16 protein-coding genes are annotated in these 15,290 nt (G+C 56.3%); 14 read left to right on the top strand and 2 right to left on the bottom strand.

The window, feature by feature from the left end:
- A partial coding sequence (locus NP603_RS18445; RefSeq protein ID WP_256612322.1) for a helix-turn-helix domain-containing protein occupies window positions 1–401 on the bottom strand: 401 nt, incomplete at its 3' end.
- A gap of 133 nt (window positions 402–534) precedes the next feature.
- Here NP603_RS18445 and NP603_RS18440 point away from each other — a divergent pair.
- On the top strand, window positions 535–696 hold the full coding sequence (locus NP603_RS18440; protein WP_256612321.1) for a hypothetical protein: 162 nt from the start codon (window positions 535–537) through the stop codon (window positions 694–696).
- 164 nt (window positions 697–860) lie between these two features.
- Here NP603_RS18440 and NP603_RS18435 read toward each other — a convergent pair whose 3' ends face one another.
- Window positions 861–2,168, bottom strand: coding sequence for a replication-associated recombination protein A (locus tag NP603_RS18435; RefSeq protein ID WP_256612320.1), 1,308 nt, complete (start codon window positions 2,166–2,168; stop codon window positions 861–863).
- Window positions 2,169–2,249: 81 nt separating this feature from the next.
- Here NP603_RS18435 and accA point away from each other — a divergent pair, with 81 nt between their 5' ends.
- The 13 genes from accA to NP603_RS18370 all read left to right on the top strand — a co-directional run bounded on the left by accA (window position 2,250) and on the right by NP603_RS18370 (window position 15,255).
- Window positions 2,250–3,227, top strand: coding sequence for an acetyl-CoA carboxylase carboxyl transferase subunit alpha (gene accA / locus NP603_RS18430; RefSeq protein ID WP_256612319.1), 978 nt, complete (start codon window positions 2,250–2,252; stop codon window positions 3,225–3,227).
- Window positions 3,228–3,292: 65 nt separating this feature from the next.
- The gene (tilS, locus tag NP603_RS18425) at window positions 3,293–4,642 is read left to right on the top strand and encodes a tRNA lysidine(34) synthetase TilS (protein WP_256612318.1); all 1,350 of its coding nucleotides are present in this window, start codon (window positions 3,293–3,295) and stop codon (window positions 4,640–4,642) included.
- A 9-nt stretch (window positions 4,643–4,651) separates the two neighbouring features.
- Window positions 4,652–4,840, top strand: a complete 189-nt coding sequence (locus tag NP603_RS18420) for a hypothetical protein (RefSeq protein ID WP_256612317.1) — start codon at window positions 4,652–4,654, stop codon at window positions 4,838–4,840.
- A 2-nt stretch (window positions 4,841–4,842) separates the two neighbouring features.
- Window positions 4,843–5,037 (top strand): hypothetical protein, encoded by a 195-nt coding sequence (locus NP603_RS18415; RefSeq protein ID WP_256612316.1) that lies wholly within the window; start codon window positions 4,843–4,845, stop codon window positions 5,035–5,037.
- A 158-nt stretch (window positions 5,038–5,195) separates the two neighbouring features.
- Entirely contained in the window at window positions 5,196–6,836 is a 1,641-nt protein-coding gene (gene pyrG, locus NP603_RS18410; protein ID WP_256612315.1) for a CTP synthase, read from the top strand.
- Between the two features lie 12 nt (window positions 6,837–6,848).
- Window positions 6,849–7,685 carry a 3-deoxy-8-phosphooctulonate synthase gene (gene kdsA, locus NP603_RS18405; RefSeq protein ID WP_256612314.1) on the top strand — a complete coding sequence of 279 codons (837 nt, stop codon included), beginning with the start codon at window positions 6,849–6,851 and terminating at the stop codon, window positions 7,683–7,685.
- Between the two features lie 42 nt (window positions 7,686–7,727).
- Window positions 7,728–9,011, top strand: a complete 1,284-nt coding sequence (gene eno, locus NP603_RS18400; protein ID WP_256612325.1) for a phosphopyruvate hydratase — start codon at window positions 7,728–7,730, stop codon at window positions 9,009–9,011.
- 168 nt (window positions 9,012–9,179) lie between these two features.
- On the top strand, window positions 9,180–9,419 hold the full coding sequence (locus NP603_RS18395; protein WP_305891475.1) for a septum formation initiator family protein: 240 nt from the start codon (window positions 9,180–9,182) through the stop codon (window positions 9,417–9,419).
- A gap of 3 nt (window positions 9,420–9,422) precedes the next feature.
- Complete coding sequence (ispD, locus tag NP603_RS18390; RefSeq protein WP_256612313.1) at window positions 9,423–10,118, top strand: 2-C-methyl-D-erythritol 4-phosphate cytidylyltransferase; 696 nt, start codon at window positions 9,423–9,425, stop codon at window positions 10,116–10,118.
- Window positions 10,115–10,588: a 2-C-methyl-D-erythritol 2,4-cyclodiphosphate synthase gene (gene ispF, locus NP603_RS18385; protein WP_256612312.1), complete on the top strand. Its 474-nt coding sequence runs from the start codon at window positions 10,115–10,117 to the stop codon at window positions 10,586–10,588. Before ispD ends, ispF begins: the two co-directional genes overlap by 4 nt.
- Window positions 10,585–11,622, top strand: coding sequence for a tRNA pseudouridine(13) synthase TruD (truD, locus tag NP603_RS18380; protein WP_256612311.1), 1,038 nt, complete (start codon window positions 10,585–10,587; stop codon window positions 11,620–11,622). Before ispF ends, truD begins: the two co-directional genes overlap by 4 nt.
- 122 nt (window positions 11,623–11,744) lie before the next feature.
- Entirely contained in the window at window positions 11,745–13,895 is a 2,151-nt protein-coding gene (locus NP603_RS18375; RefSeq protein WP_256612310.1) for a type I secretion system permease/ATPase, read from the top strand.
- Between the two features lies 1 nt (window position 13,896).
- Window positions 13,897–15,255, top strand: a complete 1,359-nt coding sequence (locus tag NP603_RS18370; protein ID WP_256612309.1) for an HlyD family type I secretion periplasmic adaptor subunit — start codon at window positions 13,897–13,899, stop codon at window positions 15,253–15,255.
- Window positions 15,256–15,290: the final 35 nt, after the last annotated feature.

Below are 15,290 nucleotides of genomic sequence, written 5' to 3'. Positions count from 1 at the left end.
ACATAGCCCATGCGTTTCAGCTCGTTCCGTAAGGTGCCGGCACTGATCGTCACGCCAGATCCCACTGTTAGACGACTGACCAAGGCACGACAAGTCAAGGGTTCTGCATCCATCCATACTTTGAGCTGGCTGCGATGGGCGTCCGTCAACTTGCTCGGCGCACCACTGCGCGGCTGATCCGGCAAACTGTTCATCCCGTTTTTCCACCACTTCCGCCGCCGCTCCCGAATGGCTTCGGGCTTCACGCCTTGTTGCTCGGCAATGGCAACGACTGTTTGACCGTCGGATAACATCAAAATGGTTTGAGCCCGCTCCCTTTCTCGCCAGTCACTACCTTTTCTGATCATCCTCCGTAGCTGATCTCGTTCGCTTTCGCTCAATTCAATCGGTTTGACACGCATCCCTTTACTTACCACTCTGTCTAAAATCCTACTAGATTACTGCATGGTGACTTATTGTTAAGCGCTTAGCGGGAAAGGATCAAAACGTAGTGGGTTGGATGCGCTTTATTTAATTTACCGTAGGGTGGTCGCAATGAATGAATTTAAAAAAGACGTGTTTGTTGGCTTGGTTTCTTTCTCGGGCATACTGAGTTTTATTTTCGGGCAATTTATAATATCAACCATGCTGTTCGGTATCGCGGCGCTTTCCAGCACTATGTTGGCAGACAATCGCGCCAAGCTCGAAAGGTTTTAAAGGTTTCTCCATTTGGCGGAGATTCGCAGGTAGATATTTTCGATATTTGCTTGCTTTTGCTCCCGTATCGGCCCTCCGGTACGGGAGTTTTTTTATGCCAAATATTCTGTTGCAGGCAATTGCGGAAACAGTATGTCAATAACCGATTCGCCCGGCCGGCTATTTTATTGTTTTCGTAAAAACTCCAGTTTATCTTTTATCTTCATTTCCAAGCCGCGTTCGACCGGAAAATAATAACGTTTGCCCTTTAATGGTTCGGGAAAATAGTTTTCGCCGGCGGCATAGGCGTTTTTCTCATCGTGAGCATAACGGTACTCTGCGCCGTGTCCCAGTTCTTTCATGAGTTTGGTTGGCGCATTGCGCAAATGAATCGGCACTTCCAGCGAGCCGCTGGATCTGGCATCGGCCATTGCCGCTTTGTAGGCCACGTATACCGCATTGCTTTTCGGCGCGCAGGCCAGATAAACGATGGCTTGTGCCAGCGACAGTTCGCCTTCCGGACTGCCCAGGCGTTCGTAGGCATGAGCGGCGTTCAGCGCCAGCTCCAGCCCGCGCGGGTCGGCGTTGCCGATATCTTCCGAAGCCATCCGCACCACCCGGCGGGCGATGTACAAAGGGTCGCAGCCGCCGTCTATCATCCGGCAGAACCAATACAGTGCCGCGTCCGGGTCGGTGCCGCGCACCGATTTGTGCAGCGCGGAAATCTGGTCGTAGAAAATATCGCCACCCTTGTCGAAACGAGCCGCATGGCCTTGCAAAACTTCGCCGATCACCTCGCGGTTGACGACTTCCTGGCCGTCGACGGTTTCCGCCAGATCGGCCGCGATTTGCAGAATGTTCAGGCAGCGGCGCGCGTCGCCGTCGGCGGCCTTGGCGATCATGGCTCGAACCTCGGGTTCGATGGCGATGTTGCGGTTGCCTAGGCCGCGCACCGGGTCGGTCAAGGCGTTGTCAAGCAGCGCTAACAAATCTTCGACTTCGATGCCGCGCATCACGTAAACCCGTAGCCGCGATAGCAGCGCGTTGTTGAGTTCGAACGACGGATTTTCGGTGGTGGCGCCGAATAGGATGATCGCGCCGCTCTCGATCGGCGCCAGCAATGAATCTTGCTGGCTTTTCGAGAAGCGATGAATTTCGTCGATGAACACCACGGTGTTCAGGTTGCGGTTGAGCTTGATCTCCTCGGCTTCGGCCACCGCCGCGCGGATTTCTTTGACCCCTGCCATCACTGCTGACAATTCGATGAAATGGCAATGGGCGCTGGCGGCGATGATTTTAGCCAGCGTGGTTTTGCCGACGCCCGGCGGCCCCCAGAAAACCAGCGAATGCGGCGCGCCCTGGTCAATCGCGGCGCGTAGCGACTTGCCCTTGGCTAACAAATGCTGTTGGCCGATGTATTGGTCCAGATTGGTCGGACGCATGCGGGCGGCCAACGGCGCGTGCGGATTGATCTCGAAAGCGGTCTGGTTCATGGTCAGGTAAAACTGATAGGCAATGGCGGCATTTTTCTTTAAAATCGCCGGCCATTTTATTGATTCTCTGGCCGGATTGACATGGATTTAAAATTCTTAGATTTCGAACAGCCCATCGCCGAATTGCAAGCTAAAATCGAAGAGCTGCGCAAGGTGGAGCTGGACAACAATTTCGACATTTCCGAGACGCTGAAGCAACTCGAGCAAAAATGCGAAATGCTGACCGAGAGCATTTTCAGCAACTTGTCCGATTGGCAAATTTCGCAATTGTCGCGTCATCCGGGGCGGCCTTATACCCTAGACTACGTGAACCTGATGTTCACCGACTTCCACGAGCTTCACGGTGACCGAGCGTTTGCCGACGATCCGGCCATCGTCTGCGGCTTGGCCCGACTGGAAGGCCAACCGGTGGTGGTGATCGGTCACCAAAAAGGTCGCGATACCAAAGAAAAGATCTACCGCAATTTCGGTATGCCGCGTCCGGAAGGCTACCGCAAGGCCTTGCGGGTGATGAAGTTGGCCGAGCGTTTTAAATTGCCGGTTATCTGTCTGATCGACACTCCGGGCGCCTATCCCGGCATCGGCGCCGAAGAGCGAGGTCAAAGCGAGGCGATTGCCCGTAATCTGTTCGAAATGTCCAAACTCCGAACGCCTGTGATCTGCGTGGTTATCGGCGAGGGCGGTTCCGGCGGCGCATTGGCCATCGGTGTCGGTGACCGTTTGTTGATGTTGGAATACAGCACCTATGCGGTGATTTCGCCGGAAGGTTGCGCCTCGATTTTATGGAAAAGCGCCGATAAAGCCCAGTTGGCGGCGGAAGCGATGGGCATTACCTCCGACCGGGTGCGTGAGCAAGGCTTTTTGGACGAGGTGGTGCGCGAACCGGTGGGCGGCGGCCACCGTAATTTTCAAAAGATTGCCGAGAATTTGCAGGAGGCCTTGTTGCGGCATTTGGCGGAATTGAACCAGGAAGCGGCTGCCAACATGGATCAAATGCTGGAAAAACGCTACCAGCGGATTATGCGTTTTGGTTCCTTCATTGAAGAACCGATCAAATAATCCGGTCTCGTTCCTCCGTATAACGAAAAGGCCGGCTGCGTTCGGCCTTTTTTATGATCCGGATAATGTCCAACCTCGACCCGCGTCTGATCACTAAGCTGTTGCCGGCGAGTTGCCGGACGGTTTACGTGGCTTACAGCGGCGGAGTTGATTCACATGTGTTGCTCCACTTGGCAGCGACCGGCGCCCAGCTACGCGAGCGCATCGTCGCCGTATACGTCAACCACGGCTTGCAAGCCGCCGCCGCCGCATGGGGGGAGCATTGCCGCGACCAGTGCCGGGAGTTGGGGGTGGTGTTTAAAATCGTCAAGGTCGATGCTGTTGCCCGTAACGGCGAAGGTCCGGAAGCTGCAGCGCGCGAAGCCCGGTACCGGGCCTTAAACCAATTGCTGCAGACGGACGACGTGCTGTTGCTCGCGCAACACCGCGACGACCAAATGGAGACGTTGTTGTTGCAATTGTTCAGGGGCGCCGGTGTGGCCGGCTTGGCCGGCATGCCGGTTGATGCGGCGTTTGGCTGCGGGCGTATGTTGCGGCCTTTTTTGGACACATCTAAAAAAGATATCTGCGAATACGCACTCGCCAATAATCTGCAATGGGTGGAAGATCCGAGTAACCAAAGCAGCGACTTCGATCGCAATTTTCTGCGCAATCAAATCGTGCCGCTGTTAAAGCAGCGCTGGCCTTCATTGGATAAAACAGTGGCGCGTTCAGCAGCGCATTGCGGCGAAGCCTCGCGGATGTTAGAGGATTGGGCGGACTCGATTTTGGCGGAGTTGATCGATCCCGAAAGTAAGAGTATCAGTCTTGTCGGTTTAAGCCGACTCGCCGAGTCGCAGCGCCGCGTTGTGTTGCGGAAATGGTTGGCCCGTTTCGGGCTGAAGCCGCCAAGCACCGCCGTCATCAAGGCGTTGACGGAGCAAATGTCGGGGCGTCGGCTTAACGCTTCGCCGCTGCAAGTTCAAATCCAGGGATACTGCATTTTAGGTTATCGGCAAAAATTGTTTTGCATCCCGGCGGCCGCGTTGGGTAAATTCGCAGGCAATTTGTTGTGGCCGAAACCGGATGCGCGGTTAGACTTGGGAAACGGCTATGGCTTGGCCCGGGTGGAGGCGTCTTCCGGAATCGCCAAGGCTCATTGGGATGGTGCAGAGGTGTTGGTTAAGGCCCGGGCTGGCGGCGAAAAACTGAAGTTGCCTGGGCGGTCCGGGCATCATTGCCTGAAGAAATTGTACCAGGAGGCGGGGGTTCCGCCTTGGGAACGCGATCAACGGCCATTGGTCTATCTCGACGGGCGTCTGGCGGCGGTAGCGGGCTTATGGGTAGCTGAGTGGGCCTGGGCAAGCGGCGCGACTGCTGTTTACCGGGTGGTTTGGCAAGCCGAGAACGGGTTTGGCGATAGTAAACGTAGATGAGGAGGGGAGATGTTTCCGGATGTTCTGCAGAGTGCGATTGTCGGGATGATGGTGGCGATTCCGACCATCGTAGTTTATAAAAAGGCCGGTTTGCATCCGGGGTGGGCCGCGTTGGTGTTTTTGCCGGTGTTCGGCTTGCTATTGGTGTTCTTGCAGTTGGCGTTTCAAGCATGGCCTAACCTGAAGCAGGAGCGGTGATCATGGAGTTGTTTTTTATCATTTTACCGGCCTACATTCTCTTCTGCCTTTGGCTGGGCTATCGCATTTTGCAAAAAGCCGGGTTCGACGGGCGTTGGGCGCTAGTGCTGCTGGTGCCGGTGGTGAATATCATCATGATTTGGGTGTTCGCATTCAGCTCTTGGCCGAATTTGCGGCCGGGCGTGAAGTTGGAATGATCGGGATTTGCCGGCCTGTCAAAGGAGGCCGGCGTCCCGCTTCCGCTTCGGTGTCCTTTGGGGTGATCAGTCTAATTTAGCGGCAAGCTGCGGCCAAAGCTGTTAAAATCGCCGTTTGTTTTGATCCTGCTATTCGCTAAACAGGGCGCAAATCCTTAATGACAAAATTCATCTTTATCACCGGCGGCGTGGTGTCTTCCTTGGGGAAAGGTATTGCCGCTTCTTCGCTGGCGGCGATTCTGGAAGATCGCGGCCTGAAAGTCACCATCACCAAACTCGATCCTTATATCAACGTCGACCCCGGCACGATGAGTCCGTTCCAGCACGGCGAAGTGTTCGTCACCGAGGACGGCGCGGAAACCGATTTGGATCTTGGTCACTACGAGCGGTTTTTGAAAACCACAATGACCAAAAAAAACAACTTCACCACCGGTCAGGTCTACGAGCAGGTATTGCGTAACGAGCGCAAGGGCGAGTACCTCGGTGCCACCGTGCAGGTCATTCCGCATATCACCGACGAAATCAAACGCCGCGTGTTCGCCAGTGCCGAAGGCATGGACATCGGTATCATCGAAGTCGGCGGTACGGTCGGCGACATCGAGTCGCTGCCGTTCCTGGAAACCATTCGCCAAATGGGCGTGGAACTGGGCCGCGACCGCGCGGTATTCATCCATTTAACGCTGGTGCCCTACATCAAGTCGGCCGGCGAGCTGAAAACCAAGCCAACGCAGCACTCGGTCAAAGAGTTACGCACCATCGGTATCCAGCCGGACATTCTGATCTGCCGCTCAGAGCAGCCGATTCCGGCCAGCGAGCGCCGTAAGATCGCGCTGTTCACCAACGTCAGCGAAAAAGCCGTGATTTCGGCGATCGATGCCGACACCATTTACCGGATTCCTTTATTGCTTCGCGACCAAGGACTGGACGATATCGTGGTTAACCAGTTGCGTCTGGATGTGCCACCGGCCGATTTGACCGCGTGGGAAAAAGTCGTCGACGGCCTGACTCATCCGACCGACGAGGTGCAAATCGCCATCGTCGGCAAATACGTCGACCACACCGACGCCTATAAGTCGCTGAACGAAGCGCTGTTGCACGCCGGTATTCATACCCGGCACAAGGTCGAGATCAAGTACATCGATTCGGAAACCATTGAGCAGGAAGGCACGGCGCAATTGAAAGACGTCGACGCGATTCTGGTGCCGGGCGGTTTCGGCGAGCGCGGCGTCGAAGGCAAAATTTCCACGGTGCGTTTCGCCCGCGAGCACAAAATCCCTTACCTCGGCATCTGCCTGGGCATGCAATCGGCGGTGATCGAGTTTGCCCGCAACGTGGTCGGTCTGGAAGGCGCGCACAGTACCGAATTTTTGCCGAAAAGCCCGCATCCTGTGATCGGTTTGATTACCGAATGGATGGACGAAGCCGGCGAACTGGTGACCCGCGACGAAGATTCCGACATCGGCGGCACCATGCGCCTGGGCGCGCAGAAATGCCGGTTGAAGTCCGATTCGCTGGCCTTCGAGGTCTATCAGAAAGACGTTATCACCGAGCGCCACCGCCACCGCTACGAGTTCAACAACCAGTATTTAAAGCAACTGGAAGCCGCCGGCATGCGCTTTTCCGGCAAATCGCTGGACGGCCGTTTGGTCGAAATCGTCGAATTGGCCGAGCACCCTTGGTTTCTGGCGTGTCAGTTCCATCCCGAATTTACCTCGACGCCGCGCAATGGCCATCCGTTGTTTTCCGGCTTCGTCGAAGCTGCCGCCAAGCACAAAAAGCATTCATCCGAATCCAAGTAATCAAGGTCAAGCATGCAACTTTGCAATTTCGAAGCCGGACTCGACAAACCGTTATTTCTGATCGCCGGCACTTGCGTCATCGAAAGCGAACAGATGACGCTGGATACTGCCGGTAAACTCAAGGAAATCACCAGCGAGCTGGGCATACCGTTCATTTACAAATCGTCGTTCGATAAAGCCAACCGCTCGTCGATGAGCAGTTTCCGCGGCCTGGGCCTGGAAACCGGCTTGCAGATTCTGGAAAAGGTCAAACAACAACTGGGTGTGCCGGTGCTGACCGATGTGCACGAAGATACGCCGCTGGCCGAAGTTGCGGCAGTCGTCGACGTGATGCAAACCCCGGCTTTCCTGTGCCGGCAGACCAATTTCATCCAAAGTGTCGCCGCCCAAGGCAAACCGGTCAATATCAAGAAAGGCCAGTTCATGGCGCCGTGGGACATGGGCAACGTCGTCGCCAAGGCCAAGGCCACCGGTAACGACAAGATCATGGTCTGCGAGCGCGGGGTATCGTTCGGTTACAACAATCTGGTGTCCGATATGCGTTCGTTGGCAGTGATGCGCGACACCCAATGTCCGGTCGTGTTCGACGCTACCCACTCGGTGCAGTTACCGGGCGGCCAGGGCAGTTGTTCCGGCGGCCAGCGCGAGCATGTGCCGGTGTTGGCGAGGGCGGCGGTGGCGGTCGGCGTTGCCGGCCTGTTTATGGAAACCCATCCTAAACCCGAAGAAGCCTTGAGCGATGGCCCCAATTCCTGGCCGCTGCACCGGATGAAAGAATTGCTGGAGACCTTGATGACCATAGACCGCGCCGTTAAAGGCCAGGCCTTCATCGAAACCACCTTAGGTTGAAAAACTAATAATTAATCCATCATTACCACGGAGCAAGCAAAGATCATGAGAATCGTTGATGTAAAAGCTAGAGAAGTTCTGGACTCGCGCGGCAACCCCAGCGTCGAAGCCGAAGTGTATTTGGATTCCGGCGTCGTCGGCAGCGCGATGGTACCGTCAGGCGCCTCCACCGGCGAACGCGAAGCCATCGAATTACGCGACGGCGACAAAAACCGCTACTTGGGCAAAGGCGTCTTGAAAGCCGTCAATAATGTCAATACGGCTTTGAAAGACGCTGTCGTGGGTATGCAAGCAGACGATCAAGCCGCGCTGGATCAAAAAATGATCGATCTGGACGGCACCAATGCGAAAAGCAATCTGGGCGCCAACGCCATCCTGGGCGTATCGATGGCCGCCGCCCGCGCTGCCGCGCAAGAAGCCGGCAAACCACTGTACCAATTCCTGAACAAATCCGGCGAGTTCATCCTGCCGGTGCCGATGATGAACATCATCAACGGCGGTTCGCACGCCGACAACAGTGTCGACCTGCAAGAATTCATGATCCTGCCGGTCGGCGCGCCAACCTTCCGCGAAGCGATCCGTTACGGCGCCGAAGTCTTCCATAACCTGGCGAAAGTGTTGAAAGGTAAAGGCCTAGCCACCACCGTCGGCGACGAAGGCGGTTTTGCGCCTAACCTGCGCTCCAACGAAGAAGCCATCGAAGTGATCCTGGAAGCGATCGAAAAAGCCGGCTACAAAGCGGGCCAAGACATCTACCTGGGCATGGACGCGGCCGCTTCCGAGTATTTCGAAAACGACAAATACTTCCTGTCCGCCGAAAACCGCAGCTTCAGCTCAGCCGAGATGGTCGATTTCCTGGCCAACTGGGTCGATAAATATCCTATCGTCTCCATCGAAGACGGCCTGGACGAAAACGACTGGGACGGCTGGAAACTGTTGACCGAAAAATTGGGCAACAAAATCCAGTTGGTCGGCGACGACTTGTTCGTAACCAACCCTGCGATTTTGCGCGAAGGTATCTCCAAAGGCATCGCCAACTCGATCCTGATCAAAGTCAATCAAATCGGTACTTTGAGCGAGACTTTGGAAGCGATCAGCACCGCCAGCGCGGCCGGCTACACCGCGATCGTTTCGCACCGCTCCGGCGAAACCGAAGACACCACGATTGCGGACCTAGTCGTCGCCACCGGCACAGGGCAAATCAAAACCGGTTCCTTGAGCCGCTCCGACCGCGTCGCCAAATACAACCGTCTGATGAAAATCGAAGACGAGTTGGGTGCGAAAGCCCGCTATGCCGGCCGTAGCGCATTTAAAATGCTGAAGTAATAAAAATGTAGGCTGGGTTGACCCTGAACGATAGCGAAGGGTGTAACCCAGCTTAAAAGCCGAAGTGTTGGGTTACGGCTTCGACTCGGCAACTGCTCCATGCAGTCGTAACCCAACCTACATTTTCGAGATCTCGCCATCAAAACCCTGATCCTTGTCATCATCGCTTTGACGCTGCACTTCCAGTACAGGTTGTGGTTCGGCGATGCCAGTCTGTCGCAGATTCGCGAGTACCGCGCGCGGCTGGAGGAATTGACCAAGGAAGCCCAGGAAAAAAAAGAACGCAACGACGCTTTGTACGCCGAGGTCAAGGATTTGCGTAAAGGTCTGGAGACCATCGAAGAACGCGCCCGTTACGAACTGGGCATGATCAAGGAAAACGAAACTTTCTTTCAAGTGCTTGAGTAAAGCATGAAACCAATTCCCAAATGTTGGGCCGTGGTGCCCGCAGCCGGCGTCGGCAAACGCATGCAGGCCGACCGACCCAAACAATATCTGCCGCTGGCCGGCAAGACCGTCATCGAACACACTTTGAGCCGCTTGCTGGCATCCGGAGCGTTTCAAAAAGTCGCGGTGGCGATTTCCGTTGAAGACCCGTATTGGCCGGAACTGGAAATCTCCAAACATCCAGACGTGATCACTGCGCCCGGCGGCAAGGAACGCGCCGACTCGGTGTTGTCGGCGCTGAAAGCACTGCAAGGCAAGGCCTGTGAAGACGACTGGGTGCTGGTGCATGACGCCGCGCGTCCCTGTCTGACGGCCAGCGACATTCAATTGCAAATCGACACGCTGCAAAACGATGCGGTCGGCGGCATCCTGGCCTTGAGTTCGCACGATACGCTAAAACACGTCGACGGCGATACGATCACCGCGACCATCGACCGCAAGCACGTCTGGCGCGCGTTGACGCCGCAAATGTTCAAATACGGCATGCTGCGCGACGCGCTGCAACAGACCGAAGGCAATCCGGCCGTCACCGACGAAGCCAGCGCGCTGGAAATCATGGGCTACCAGCCCAAGATCGTCGAAGGCCGACCGGAAAACATCAAAATCACCCGCCCGGAAGACCTGGCGTTGGCGCAATTCTATATGGAGCAACAAGCATGATTCGAGTCGGCATGGGCTACGATGTCCACCGCTTCAACGACGGCGACCACATCATTCTGGGCGGCGTCACCATTCCTTACGAAAAAGGCCTGGAAGCTCATTCCGACGGCGACGTGGTATTGCACGCGCTGGCGGATGCGATCCTGGGCGCGGCGGCGCTGGGCGACATCGGCAAGCATTTTCCGGATACCGACCCCGAATTCAAGGGCGCCGACAGCCGGGTGTTGTTGCGCCATGTTTACGGCATCGTTAAGGAAAAAGGCTATAAGCTGGTCAACGCCGACGTCACCATCATCGCCCAGGCTCCGAAAATGCTGCCGCACGTGCCGGCCATGCGCGCCAACATCGCCGCCGACCTGGAAACCGACATCGACTTCATCAACGTCAAAGCCACCACCACCGAGAAGCTCGGTTTCGAAGGCCGCAAGGAAGGCATTGCGGTGCAGGCGGTGGTGTTGATCGAAAAGTGACCGAATTGACGCTGCCGGTTTGGCCCTACGCCTTCGGCGGCCCATCCGGCAGTGCCGACATCAAAACCATTCCTGACGATTTCGTCGTCGAAGAAATCCTCGGTTTCGAGCCGGAAGGCAGCGGCGAGCACGTTTTCCTTTACATCGAAAAAATCAGCGAAAACACCGAATACATCGCCCGCCTTTTAGCCCGCCATGCCGGGGTTAGACAACGCGACATCGGCTACGCCGGACTGAAGGATAGACATGGCCGCACCCGGCAATGGTTCAGTGTTTGGTTACCCGGCAAAGGCGATCCGGATTGGTCGACGATTGAATCGGAAACGCTAAAAATCCTGCAAGCGGTTCGTCATCCGCGCAAGCTCAAGCGCGGCGTGCTGGCCGGCAACCGTTTCGAAATTCTGCTGCGCAACTGGCAGGGCGACCGCACTCAAACCGAATCCCAACTGCGGCAAATCCAAGCGCAAGGCTTTCCCAATTACTTCGGTCCGCAGCGCTTCGGCCATCACGGCAGAAATATCGACAAAGCCCTGGCGCTGTTCGGCGGCGCCAAGGTCAAACGCGAACAGGCATCGATTTACCTGTCAGCCGCCCGTTCTTATTTGTTCAATCTGATCCTGGCCGAGCGCGTCCGCCAAGGCTGTTGGGACCGCGCTTTGGCCGGCGATGTGTTCAAGCTGGCGGCGAGTAATAGCGTGTTTGTTGATGAAGCCGTGGATGCCCGCCTGGTCGCGCGGGTGGCGGCCGGCGAGATTCATCCGACCGCCGTGCTGTACGGCAAATCCGGCCTGTTTGCCGTGGCCGATGCCGGCGAAATCGAGCACGCGGTTTTAAAAGCCAATCCATTATTGGTCGATGGCCTAAGGGTTCATGCGGATGCCGCCGACCGCCGCGCGCTAAGGGCGATACCGGGCGAATTGCGTTGGAACTGGGACAGCCAAGGCCTGCATTTAGGTTTTCCGCTGCCGGCCGGTAGTTATGCGACTGCCTTGCTGAGGGAATTGATCGGCGACGAATCGGCAATCTCTGAGTGAATTTTTATGTAAATTGGACTTGGGTACAAGTGTTGGTAGGATTGTAATCTTAATCAATTTATAATCTGGAACTGAAACCGGTTCCACAATAAAAATAATCACTTTACCGATCCATAAACCCGATGCCCGACAGCCTGCTGAGCCTAGGACCCGCCAATCCCAAGTTTGACGATCCGCTATTGCTGGCTTTGTTATCGGTCTGCAAGATCCTGCATATTCCCCAAACCGCGACGGCGCTAGTGGCCGGCTTGCCGTTGCCGGACCATAAACTGACCCCTGAATTGTTTCCGCGTGCCGCCGAGCGTGCCGGTTTGCGCGCTAGTTTGTTGCGCCGGCCGTTGGAGCGGATCTCCAGGCTGGTCTTGCCGGTCGTGCTGTTGCTGAAGGACGGCAACACCTGTGTGTTGGTTGGCGTGGATGCCGACCGCTATACCGTCATCGTCCCGGAAACCGAAAGCGGCGAAAAAACCGTCGCAGCCGCCGAGTTGAATGCGCTGTACAGCGGCTTGGCTTTCTTCGTACAAGTCGGCCACCGTTTCGATGCCAGAAGCGGCGAGGCGGGCCTGCCCAAAGTAAAACATTGGTTTTGGGACGTTATAGCCAAGTCCTGGCCGATTTATGCCGAAGTGCTGGCGGCGTCGTTGTTGATCAACATATTCGCGTTGACCGCGCCGCTGTTCTTCATGAACGTTTACGACAGGGTGGTGCCGAATCGGGCTTTGGAAACCCTCTGGGTGTTCGCGCTAGGCATCACGATAGTGTTCGGCTTCGAACTGGCGATGAAACTGCTGCGCAGCTACTTCATCGATGCCGCCGGCAAGCGCGCCGATATCGTGCTTTCCGCGACGATTTTCGAAAAACTGATGAATATCCGGATGGAGGCCAAACCGGTTTCGATCGGCGGTTTTGCCAACAACCTGAGCGAATTCGAATCGTTCCGCGAGTTTCTGACCTCGGCCAGCTTAGCTACGCTGATCGACCTGCCGTTCCTGATCCTGTTCATATTGATTATTTCCAGTATCGGAGGCTATTTGGCCTGGATACCGCTAGGCATTTTGCCGTTGGCGGTGTTGATCGGCATCGCGTTGCAGGCGCCGTTAAGGGCTACGATCCAGGCCTTGTTCAAAGCCGGCGCCGAGAAAAACGCCACTCTGGTCGAGGCCTTGTCAAACCTGGAAACGCTCAAGGCCGCCGGCGCCGAGGGCCAACTGCAGGCGCGTTGGGAAAAAGGCATCGGCGAAATGGCCCGGCTCGGATTGAAGTCGCGGTTTTATTCCGGCTTGACCGTCAATTTGACGGCGTTTTTCCAGCAATTGGCCTCGGTGATAGTCGTCGTCGCCGGCGTTTACCGCATTGCCGACGGCGACTTGACCACCGGCGGCCTCGTGGCCTGCACGATGCTGACCTCGCGGGCGTTGGCGCCGGTCGGCCAGGTGGCGGCCTTGTTGACCCGTTACCACCACGCCCGCGCCGCGTTGGATTCCTTGAACCGGATGATGGGGTTACCGGTCGAGCGCGAACCGGGTCGGGACTATTTGCACCGCCCGCGCTTCAACGGCGATATCGAATTCAAACACGTCGCCTTCCGTTATCCACAGCAGCCAATTAACGCGCTGGAAGCGATCTCGTTCAAAATCAAAGCCGGTGAGCGGGTCGGCGTGATCGGCCGCATCGGTTCCGGCAAAAGCACATTGGAGCGCTTGATCCTGGGGCTATATCAGGCCCAACAGGGCTCGATTCTGATCGACGGCGCCGATATTCGCCAGATCGATCCGGCCGACTTGCGCCGCCAGATCGGCTATGTACCGCAGGATATTTCGCTGATGTACGGTAGCGTCAAGGACAATATCACGCTCGGCTCCGGCTTCGCCGACGATAGCCAGGTGTTGCGGGCGGCGCGGATTGCCGGCGTCGACCAGTTTGTGAATAGGCATCCGGACGGATTCGATCTGCAGGTCGGCGAGGGCGGCGCCAATTTATCCGGCGGTCAACGCCAGAGCATCGCGTTGGCGCGGGCCTTGTTGCTGGCGCCGCCGGTCTTGGTGCTGGACGAGCCGACCAACGCAATGGACAACAGCAGCGAAGAAGGCTTCAAGCAGCGGTTCGCCGCCGAGTTGAGCGGCCAGACCTTGATTTTGGTAACGCATCGTATGTCGTTGCTGAGTTTGGTCGAGCGCCTGATCGTGATGGACGGCGGCCATATTGTGGCCGACGGTCCGAAACAGCATGTCCTGGAAGCCCTGCGCCAGGGTCAAATCAAGGTCGCGGTTTGATATGTTGAAGAAATTTGCCGAATGGCGCGCCGCAAACCGGTATCGGACCGAAGACCAAAATTTTCTGAACGACGTCAACGCGGCCAATTTGTACGAATTGCCGCTGCAAAGCCATCTGATCTTGTGGTCGAGCTTCGCTTTTGTGGTAATCGCCTTGATTTGGGCCGGCTTCGCTACGGTCGACGAAGTCACCCGCGGCCAGGGCAAGACCATTCCGTCCAGCCAGGTTCAGGTGGTGCAGAATCTGGAGGGCGGCATCGTTTCCGACATTCTGGTGCAGGAAGGGCAATTGGTCGAAAAAGACCAGGTGCTGTTGCAATTGGACGAAGTCAGGTTTGCCTCGTCGTTCAAGGAAACCAAGCTCAAATATTACGAACTGCTGGCAGCCACCGCGCGGCTGAATGCCGAGATCAATGGTACGCCTTTGCAAATACCGGCGGAGGTCACGGCAAACGCGCCGCAGATCGCCGAAAACGCCAGGCAGTTGCTGCTGTCGCGGCAGAACGAAATCAAATCCAACAGCGACATTCTCGCCGAACAGGTTCGGCAAAAAGAGCAGGAAATTGTCGAACTGCAATCCAAGAGCGAGCAATTGGCGCGCAGTTACCGCTTGTTGCAGGACGAGGTGAAGATGTCCGAGCCGCTGGTGGCCGACGGTGCCATGTCGCAGGTGGAGTTGCTCAGGTTGCAGCGTGCCGCCAACGATTTGAAAGGCGATTTGAATTCGGCCAATCTGGCGATTCCGCGCCTGCGTTCGTCGTTGGACGAGGCGCGCAATAAATTGGCGGAAATCAAAATCCGCTACCGCACCGAGGCTTTGAAGGAACTGAACGAAGTCAAGGCCGAACTGGATCGCACCTCGGAGTCGGCGGTGGCGCTGGAAGACCGCGTCAGTCGCACCCGAGTGTTGTCGCCGGTGAAGGGCACGGTCAAACGCATCAAAGTGGCGACGGTGGGCGGCGTGATTCAGCCGGGCATGGATTTGCTGGAAATCGTCCCGGTGGAGGATCAGCTCCTGATCGAGGCCAAAATCCGGCCGGCCGATATTGCTTTTCTTCACCCGGGACAACGAGCTGTGGTAAAACTTAGTGCGTACGATTTCTCGATATACGGCGGGTTGGATGCGACGCTGGAGCATATTAGCGCGGATAGTATTCCGGGCGAGAAAAAGGACGAGGACAGTTATTATTTGATCCGATTGCGGACCGCAAAAAATTACCTGGAAAAAAACGGCCAACGTCTTGATATCATTGCTGGTATGACGGCTGAGGTCGATATTTTGACCGGCAAGAAAACCGTACTGGACTACCTGTTGAAACCGATATTGAAAGCCAGAGATCGGGCCTTCAGAGAACGATAACCCAACAAGACATAAACATCACTGTGGCTAACATA

Origin of the sequence: Methylomonas aurea, from assembly GCF_024505045.1 — a bacterium.
GTDB lineage: Bacteria > Pseudomonadota > Gammaproteobacteria > Methylococcales > Methylomonadaceae > Methylomonas > Methylomonas aurea.
This window is presented reverse-complemented; position numbering and strand designations above follow the sequence as displayed.

Bases quoted from the DNA above. Each gene is read 5' to 3' on its own strand.
- NP603_RS18440 (WP_256612321.1), top strand. From the start codon at position 535: ATGAATGAATTTAAAAAAGACGTGTTTGTTGGCTTGGTTTCTTTCTCG.
- NP603_RS18435 (WP_256612320.1), bottom strand. From the start codon at position 2,168: ATGAACCAGACCGCTTTCGAGATCAATCCGCACGCGCCGTTGGCCGCC.
- accA (WP_256612319.1), top strand. From the start codon at position 2,250: ATGGATTTAAAATTCTTAGATTTCGAACAGCCCATCGCCGAATTGCAA.
- tilS (WP_256612318.1), top strand. From the start codon at position 3,293: ATGTCCAACCTCGACCCGCGTCTGATCACTAAGCTGTTGCCGGCGAGT.
- NP603_RS18420 (WP_256612317.1), top strand. From the start codon at position 4,652: ATGTTTCCGGATGTTCTGCAGAGTGCGATTGTCGGGATGATGGTGGCG.
- NP603_RS18415 (WP_256612316.1), top strand. From the start codon at position 4,843: ATGGAGTTGTTTTTTATCATTTTACCGGCCTACATTCTCTTCTGCCTT.
- pyrG (WP_256612315.1), top strand. From the start codon at position 5,196: ATGACAAAATTCATCTTTATCACCGGCGGCGTGGTGTCTTCCTTGGGG.
- kdsA (WP_256612314.1), top strand. From the start codon at position 6,849: ATGCAACTTTGCAATTTCGAAGCCGGACTCGACAAACCGTTATTTCTG.
- ispD (WP_256612313.1), top strand. From the start codon at position 9,423: ATGAAACCAATTCCCAAATGTTGGGCCGTGGTGCCCGCAGCCGGCGTC.
- ispF (WP_256612312.1), top strand. From the start codon at position 10,115: ATGATTCGAGTCGGCATGGGCTACGATGTCCACCGCTTCAACGACGGC.
- NP603_RS18375 (WP_256612310.1), top strand. From the start codon at position 11,745: ATGCCCGACAGCCTGCTGAGCCTAGGACCCGCCAATCCCAAGTTTGAC.
- NP603_RS18370 (WP_256612309.1), top strand. From the start codon at position 13,897: ATGTTGAAGAAATTTGCCGAATGGCGCGCCGCAAACCGGTATCGGACC.